Origin of the sequence: Ideonella sp. B508-1, from assembly GCF_000333615.1 — a bacterium.
Taxonomy (GTDB): domain Bacteria; phylum Pseudomonadota; class Gammaproteobacteria; order Burkholderiales; family Burkholderiaceae_C; genus Ideonella.
Genome location: NZ_BADL01000428.1, coordinates 1 through 6,838, shown reverse-complemented (window position 1 = coordinate 6,838; position 6,838 = coordinate 1). Strand labels below are relative to the sequence as shown.

The 6,838-nt window shown below is 74.1% G+C and carries 5 protein-coding genes; 1 reads left to right on the top strand and 4 read right to left on the bottom strand.

The window, feature by feature from the left end; genetic code table 11:
- The coding region (locus I73_RS28695) for a 1-phosphofructokinase family hexose kinase (protein WP_234409534.1) at positions 1-655 on the bottom strand (655 nt) is incomplete at its 3' end.
- A complete protein-coding gene (ptsP, locus tag I73_RS17385; RefSeq protein WP_022981779.1) occupies positions 652-3,183 on the bottom strand; it encodes a phosphoenolpyruvate--protein phosphotransferase in 2,532 nt (843 codons plus the stop codon). The genes ptsP and I73_RS28695, both read right to left, overlap by 4 nt.
- A 245-nt stretch (positions 3,184-3,428) precedes the next feature.
- Between ptsP and I73_RS17380 the strand changes: the two genes are divergently transcribed.
- Positions 3,429-4,424: a LacI family DNA-binding transcriptional regulator gene (locus I73_RS17380; RefSeq protein WP_022981778.1), complete on the top strand. Its 996-nt coding sequence runs from the start codon at positions 3,429-3,431 to the stop codon at positions 4,422-4,424.
- On the opposite strand, the gene I73_RS17375 is transcribed toward I73_RS17380, so the two are convergent.
- On the bottom strand, positions 4,414-4,737 hold the full coding sequence (locus tag I73_RS17375; protein WP_022981777.1) for a hypothetical protein: 324 nt from the start codon (positions 4,735-4,737) through the stop codon (positions 4,414-4,416). The two genes, I73_RS17380 and I73_RS17375, sit on opposite strands and share 11 nt — an antisense overlap.
- A gap of 16 nt (positions 4,738-4,753) precedes the next feature.
- Entirely contained in the window at positions 4,754-6,670 is a 1,917-nt protein-coding gene (locus tag I73_RS17370; RefSeq protein WP_022981776.1) for a M48 family metallopeptidase, read from the bottom strand.
- Positions 6,671-6,838 lie beyond the last annotated feature (168 nt).

The window sequence follows — 6,838 nt, the reverse complement described above, 5'->3', positions numbered from 1 at the left end:
TGGGCAAGGGGCCGGGCCACCAGTTTTTTCCAGCTTCGGCCCGGTTGGGCTTGAGGAAGGCCCCCGGCACCCACGGGGCCGCGGGACGGGTTGGACAGCCCGGGCCAGCAGCGTGCCCAGCACCGCGCCGCCGGTTTCGATGACGAGTTGCGCACCGCGGGCGGCCCAGGCGCCGGGCCAGGCGTTCCCACAGGCCGGCGTCGGTGCCCGGGGGCAGGCTGCCGGCCAGCTCGCACCAGTCGCCCGGGGCGATTGCGGCGTCCAGGCGCTCGCCCAGCGCCTGCTCGGCGGCCTGCAGGGCCTCCGGGGCCAGGGCCAGGCCGGGCAGGTTGATGTCGGTGCTGTCGCCGCGCTCGGCCACCGCCAGCTTGATGTTGGTGCGGGTGGCCCCGGGCAGGCGCAGCATGCCGTCGCTGATGCCGCGCTCGGCAAAGGCGGCGCGGAAGACGGCGTCGTTGTCCGCGCCCAGCCAGCCGCTGGCGGTCACCGGCCGGCCCAGGGCGGCCAGCACGGCGGCCACGCCGATGCCTTTGCCGCCGGCCTCGGTCTGCTCGCCCAGGGCGCGGTGCACCTCGCCGGGCAGCAGGCGGTCCAGCCGCACCGTCTGGTCGATGGCCGGGTTCAGGGTGATGGTGAAGAGGCGGGGGGCGTTCATGGCTGGGCTCCCTCGGCCGTGTCCTCGCCGCGCAGTGCGGTGCCCAGGGCGCGCACCTCGTCGGCGCTGTCCACGTCCAGCGCGCGCTGGGCCAGGGCCTGCAGCTCGGCCAGGCTGTGGCGGCGCAGCAGGGCCTTGATGGGGCCCAGGTCGCCCACGCTCATCGACAGCTCGTGCACCCCCAGGCCCACCAGCAGGGCCGCGCCCAGCGGTTCGCCGGCCAGGCCGCCGCACACGCCCACCCAGCGGCCATGGCGGCGCGCGCCGGCCACGGTGCGTTCCACCAGGCGCAGCACGGCCGGGTGCAGGCTGTCGGCCATGCCGGCCAGCTCGGGGTGCTGGCGGTCCACCGCCAGCGCGTACTGGGTCAGGTCGTTGGTGCCGATGGAGAAGAAGTCCACATGCGCGGCCAGCCGGTCGGCCAGCAGGGCGGCCGAGGGCACCTCGATCATGATGCCCACCGCCACCTCGGGGGCGTCCAGCTCCTCGCGCACCTGGGCCATGCGCTGGCGCAGCGCATGCACCTCCTCGACGGTGCTGATCATCGGGAACATGACCTGCAGCGGGCCGTGGCGGGCGGCGCGGTAGAGCGCGCGCAGCTGGGGCATCAGCAGGTCGTCGCGGCGCAGGGCCAGGCGGGCGCCGCGCACGCCCAGGAAGGGGTTGTCCTCCACCGGCAGCTGCAGGTGGGGCACCTGTTTGTCGCCACCGATGTCCAGCGTGCGCACCACCAGCGGCCGGCCGCCCAGGGCCTCCACCATGGCGCGCAGGGCCTGGTACTGGGCCTCCTCGTCGGGCACGGTGTCGCGCTCCAGGAAGAGGAACTCGGTGCGCATCAGGCCCACGCCCTCGGCGCCGGCCTCCAGCGCGCGCTCCACCTGGTCGGCGCGGTTGACGTTGGCGGCGATCTCCACCGTGTGGCCATCGGTGGTGGTGGCCGGCAGCAGCCGGGTGCGGGCCTCTTCGGCCTGGCGCCGCGCCAGCAGCGCGATCTTGTCGCGCGCCTCGATCAGGGCGGTGGCGCTGGGCGCCACATAGAGCCGGCCGCGGTAGCCGTCCAGGATGGCGGGGGTGCCGGCCTCGGCGGCCAGCAGGTCCGGCCCACTGGCCACCACCGCCGGCAGGCCCAGCGCCCGGGCCAGGATGGCGGTGTGGGCGGTCGGGCCGCCGCGGGCGGTGCAGAAGCCGCGCACGCGGCTGGGGTCGATCTGGGCGGTGACCGAGGGCGAGAGGTCGTCGGCCAGCAGGATGGCGTCGGCCGGCCAGGCGGCTTCCAGCGTGGCCGCGGGCAGGCCCAGCAACTGGCGCAGCACCCGCTCGCCGGCGTCCTGCAGATCGGCCGCGCGGGCGGCCAGCGTGGCGTCGGGCAGGGCGCGCTGGGCGGCCACCCGCTCGCCCAGGGCATGGCGCCAGGCCCAGGCCGCGCCGTGGCCCTGCACGATGCCGCGGCTGACGGCCTGCAGCAGGGCGGCGTCGCGCAGCAGCCCGGCGTGGGCATGGAAGATGCCGGCCTGCTCGGTGCGGCCGGCCGCGCGGGCCTGGGCCGACAGGGCCTCCAGCTCGGCCAGGGCGGCCTGCAGGGCGCGCTCCAGCGCCTCGGCCTCCAGCGGGGCGCTGCGAAAGCGGTCCTCCACCTCCAGCGCGGCGCCCTCGGCCTGCACCAGGGTGCCGATCACCAGACCCGGGCTGGCGGCGATGCCGGTGAAGGTCTGGCGGGCGGTGGGCTGCCAGTCGCCCAGCGCGCTGCCCAGGCCCTGGGCCTGGCTTTGGCGCGAGGCGGCCAGCTGGGCCTGGCGGGCCTCCTCGTCGCCCAGGCGCACGATGACGGCGCGCAGCGCGCGCAGGGCCTCCTCGGCGTCCGGGCCCTGGGCCGACAGGCGCAGCGTGGCGCCGCGGCCGGCGCCCAGGCTGAGCAGGGCGGCCACGTTCTTGCCGTCCACCACGGTGCTGCCGCAGCGCACATGCACCCGGGCGGCAAAGCGCTGGGCCGTCTGGGCCCACTGGCCGGCCGGGCGGGCGTGCAGGCCGTTGGGGTAGTTCAGCGCCACCTCGCGGCCCAGCGGGAAGTCCTCCAGCGCCGGGGCGGCGGTGGCCACGGCCTCGTCCTCGGCGGTCAGGGCGCGCACGATGTCCTGCGGGTCGCTGGTCTCGACCAGGCGGCGCATCAGGGCCTCGTCGCGCATCAGGCGGGTCAGGCGGCGCAGCACGGCGATGTGCTCGTCCGAGGCGGCGGCGATGGCCACCACCAGCCGGGCCTGCTTGGCATCGTCGCCCCAGCGCACCCCGGCGGGCACCTGCAGCACGGCCAGGCCGGTGCGCTGCACCAGGTGCTTGTCCTCGATCATGCCGTGGGGGATGGCCACGCCCTGGCCCAGGAAGGTGTTGGCCACCTTCTCGCGCTGCAGCAGGCTGTCCACATAGGCCGGGTGCACATGGCCGGCCTGGGCCAGCACGGCCCCGGCGGCGCGCACGGCGTCTTCGCGGTTGTGGGGGGCGGCCCCCAGGCGGACTTCTACCGGGATCGACATCGCGGTCTCCAATTTGGTATCGATTTCATAAACGAATTATCGGGGTCGGATTTTCGGCAGGGCAAGCTGCAATGCAACACAGGCCCGTATTTCAAGGGAAAACGAGCAGTTCCCGGGGCGTGATTCGGCGCTCTGGCACCGCCCGGATCGCCCTGTTTTGGGGCCTTTGTTTGTCAGGAGTGGGTATCGATACCAATTCGTCCGGGGCGGCGTTACCATTCAGCCGCCATGAAGAAGGAACCCCGGTGAGCAGCATCAAGGACGTCGCGGCGCGGGCGGGCGTGTCCACCACCACCGTCTCGCGGGTGCTGAGCCAGCCGCAGGCGGTGCGCCCGGCCCTGCGCGCCCAGGTGGAGCAGGCCATTGCCGAGCTGGGCTACCGGCCCAATCTGGCGGCACGGCGCCTGCGGCAGCAGCGGGCCTCGCTGCTGGGCCTGATCGTCTCGGACATCCGCAGCCCCTTCTTCACCGACGTGGGCCGCGCGGTGGAGGACGTGGCCTACCGCCACGGCCTGCGCCTGATCCTGTGCAACACCGACGAGGACCCGGACAAGGAGCACTCCTACCTGCAGCTGATGGCCGACGAGCAGGCCAGCGGCGTGATCTATTCGCCCACGCTGGAGGGGCTGCGGCGCTTCCGGCCGGCGGCCTGGCCCTTTCCGGTGGTGATGGTGGACCGGGCCCTGCCCGACACCGCGGTGGACCGGGTGCTGCTGGACAACCGCGCGGCGGCCCAGCAGCTCACCGGGCAGCTGCTGGCGGCCGGCTACCGCCGCATCGCCCTGCTGGTGGGCACGCACAGCACCACCGGCCAGGAGCGCCAGGCCGGCTACGAGGCGGCCCTGCAGGCGCAGGGCCTGGCGCCGCAGGTGCTGCGGGTGGCGCCCACCCGCGAGGCCGGAGCCCAGGCCGCCGCGGCCCTGCTGGCCGGGCCCGAGCGGCCCGATGCGCTGCTGGCCTCCAACGGCCTCTTGCTGCTGGGGGCGGTGCAGGCCATCCAGAGCGCCGGGCTGCGCACGCCGGGCCAGATCGGCCTGGCCGGCTTCGACAACAACGACTGGACGGCGCTGCCCTCGGTGGACGTCACGGTCATGGCCCAGCCGACCTACGACATCGGCCGCACCGCCGCCGAGCTGATGCTCCAACGCATCGCCGATCCGCAGCGGCCCCCGCGCAAGGTGGTGCTGGAAGGGCAGCTGGTGCTGCGCGGCTCCAGCCGCGGGCCGGGCCTCAGTGCATGAACTGCTGCAGGGCCTGCAGCGAGTCCGGGTCCGGGTCGATGAAGCTGCAGTTCAGCCGGAAGCCGTTGTAGGTGCGCGAGAGGATGGTGTGCGTCACCCGGGTCTGCAGCCGCAGGGCCACGGCCGGTCGGCCAGCCCGCGAGAGCACGAAGGCCACCAGCATCTCGGTGCCCACGGGGGGGTTGAAGGTGGCGATCAGGGCGATGCCGTTGGGGTCCACCTCCAGGGCATGGACCTCGACCGACTGTTCGCCGATGGTGACGGTGGCGACCGATTTCAGGATCCGGCGGTTGTTGAAGCTGGCGGCGAACATGGCGGTGTGACGGGGGTCAGAGGGGGCTGGGGCCCAGGGCCTCGAAGCGGGACTTCAGTGCCTTGAAGCGGCCTTCGAGCGAGACGATGTGGATGGACAGCGGCCATTCCAGCCGGGCCAGACCCTGGACCACTTCGGACTGCTTGCCGCGCCGCCGGCCCCACCAGCTCAGCTCCACGCCCAGCAGGTACTGCAGGGCCAGGGGATCGGCCGGGATCACCCGCCGGGCCAGCCAGACCCGGCGCACCCAGCGCTGGCCCGGGGCCTGCTGCACCAGGGCCCGCAGACGGGCCAGTGTGTCGGCATCCAGCTCGGCAGCGGTCAGCGTGCCCTTTGGATCGACCTGATCGATTTGCGCGGCCCGCTCGCGCTCCATCGCGTCGCGCTGGCGCCAGCGCTCGGCCCAGGCCTCGGCGGCGGCATCGTCCTCGGGCCGGTGGCCGTCCTGGGCCTGCTTCAGGAAGCCATGGGCCCGCTCGCAGCAGGGCAGGGTGGCCTCCGGGTCCAGGGCGATCACCCGCTCCAGCAGCGCCAGGCCGGCGCGGTCGGCCAGGTCCAGCCGCGCGCAGGCTTCCAGGTACAGGCCCAGGGCATGGTTGGCATGGCGGGCGTTGAAGTCGGCCAGGGCCGCGCGCAGGTCGGTGTCCGGTTCCAGCCGCTGCATCAGCCGCAGGCGTTCGATCTCCTCGGCCGCGTCCGCCAGCGGGCGGCCGTTCAGCTCGGCCAGGCGCTGGCGGGCCTGTTCGGCCTGCTGAAAGCGCTCGGCCCAGGGGGCCTGGATGTCGCGCGCCCAGGCGCTTTCCAGCTCGCCGCGCAGCGTGGGCAGCAGCGCGCCCAGCCAGGCCTGGGCGGCGCTGGGGCCGGCCAGCGCCGGGGGCGGGGCGTTCAGGCTGTCCTCGGGCAGGGCCAGGGCCTGCAGGCGCGCCCGCAGGGTGGGGTGGGTGTCGTCGTAGCGGCCGCTGCGGTCCAGGGCGTCGCGCAGCCAGCGTTGGCCGTCGGCCTCGGCCGGGGGCAGCAGGGCCACGCGGGACCAGCGCTGCATCAGATCGGGCGGCGGGGCGGGCTCGCGGTCCACCGCGGCCAGCGTGGTCTGCAGGAAGGCGGCGTGGGCCGGGCCCACCAGGTTCACCCGCTTGAGGGCCGAGGCGGCGTGCGCGCGGCCCACCAGCTCGGCGCTGGCCGCATCGGCCTGGTATTCGTTGGCCCGGGCCAGCACGAAGGTGTAGGCGTTGAAGTAGGGTGCGTACCAGCGCACCAGGGGCGCCACCCCGCGGCCCAGCCAGCCCTGCACCTGGTCGGTGAAGGCCTGCACCGTGCCCCAGCTCAGGCGCAGCCGGTAGATGAAGGCGCTGAAGTGGCCGTGCGCGCCGGCCAGGTGGCCGTACTCGTGGGCCACCACGGCCAGGGCTTCGTCGGGGGACAGGGCCTCCAGCAGGGGCAGGCCCAGCAGCAGGTGGTTGCGCGGCCAGCCCACCAGGCCGAAGGCCGGGCGCTGCACCACCGCGGCATTGACCTTGTCGACCACCAGCACCCGGTGAAAGCGCGGGCCCTTCATCTGCCGGCGCATGCGGTCCAGGGCGTCGAACAGGGCGGGCGCCTCGGCCCGGGTGATCTCGCGGCCCTGGGGGGCGGGCAGGCGCACGAACAGGGCGCGCACCGCGGACCTCACCAGCAGCCACAGCGGCCAGGCCAGGAAGATCAGCAGCTTGCCCAGCTTGAACAGCAGCAGCAGGGCGGCACCGCCGCTGAAGGCGATGGCCGCGGCCACACCCAGCAGCAGCACCAGACCCAGGCCGACGGCGCCCAACAGCAGCGCCAGGATGCCGAAGCCCAGCAGAGCCAGCAGCGCCACCTTGACCCGGTAGGCCCCCGGTGAGGCCGCGCTTTCCCGCTCCAGGCGATCCACCATGGCCTGGAAACGTCCCATGTCCATTCTTGTGTTCTCCCCGGGGCGCGAGGCATCGGGCCCGTCGTGCGGCCGATGATACGCATAGACACAGATCGGGTGCCCGTGTGGGGAATATTCGGGTGATTTGTCACACTTCAGCCGGATCTGAGCTCGTCGCGGTGCGCTTCCAGCAGGCCCGGGGAAGCTGGACCT